This is a genomic window from Acetoanaerobium pronyense (assembly GCF_017874355.1).
GTDB classification, from domain to species: Bacteria; Bacillota; Clostridia; order Peptostreptococcales; family Filifactoraceae; genus Acetoanaerobium; species Acetoanaerobium pronyense.
This window is the reverse complement of sequence record NZ_JAGGLI010000082.1, coordinates 1-1,194: the sequence shown is the minus strand read 5'-3', so window position 1 is coordinate 1,194 and position 1,194 is coordinate 1. Positions and strand designations below refer to the sequence as shown.

Here is a 1,194-nt window from a genome sequence, read left to right as displayed (position 1 = left end):
ACTTTCAAAACTGCATATCAAAGTCCTATATATTAGATCAAGTCCTCGACCTATTAGTACTCATAAGCTGAATACATTGCTGCACTTACACTTTGAGCCTATCAACCAGGTAGTCTTCCTGGAGTCTTACACCTTGCGGTAGGGAAATCTTATCTTGAGGTTGGCTTCGTGCTTAGATGCCTTCAGCACTTATCCATTCCGCACATAGCTATCCAGCTGTGCCACTGGCGTGACAACTGGTGCACCAGAGGTGCGTCCATCCCGGTCCTCTCGTACTAAGGACAGATCCTCTCAAATTTCCTACGCCTGCGACGGATAGGGACCGAACTGTCTCACGACGTTCTGAACCCAGCTCGCGTACCACTTTAATGGGCGAACAGCCCAACCCTTGGGACCTACTACAGCCCCAGGATGTGATGAGCCGACATCGAGGTGCCAAACCTCCCCGTCGATGTGGACTCTTGGGGGAGATCAGCCTGTTATCCCCAGGGTAGCTTTTATCCGTTGAGCGATGGCCCTTCCACGCGGAACCACCGGATCACTAAGCCCTACTTTCGTACTTGCTCGACCTGTATGTCTCGCAATCAAGCTCCCTTTTGCCTTTACACTCTTCGCACGATTTCCGACCGTGCTGAGGGAACCTTTGGGCGCCTCCGTTACATTTTGGGAGGCGACCGCCCCAGTCAAACTGCCCGCCAAGCAGTGTCCCAGATGAGGATTCACTCATCGTGGTTAGAACTCAAGTAATACAAGGGTGGTATCCCAAGGATGGCTCCGCCGAAACTGGCGTCCCGACTTCTAAGCCTCCCACCTATCCTGTACATGTATTACCTAAATCCAATGCTAAGCTACAGTAAAGCTCCATGGGGTCTTTCCGTCCTGTCGCAGGTATCCGGCATCTTCACCGGAATTACAATTTCACCGAGTCTATTGTTGAGACAGCGCCCAAATCGTTACGCCTTTCGTGCGGGTCGGAACTTACCCGACAAGGAATTTCGCTACCTTAGGACCGTTATAGTTACGGCCGCCGTTTACTGGGGCTTAAGTTCAGTGCTTCGGTTGCCCTAACACATCCCCTTAACCTTCCAGCACCGGGCAGGCGTCAGCCCCTATACTTCACCTTGCGGTTTAGCAGAGACCTATGTTTTTGGTAAACAGTCGCTTGGGCCTATTCTCTGCGGCCTCTTCATGCTT

Annotated in this window: 1 rRNA gene; it reads right to left on the bottom strand. The window is 51.8% G+C overall.

The features are described from left to right. Positions 1-33 precede the first annotated feature (33 nt). Positions 34-1,194 (bottom strand): 23S ribosomal RNA (locus J2Z35_RS14630); the annotation flags it as partial.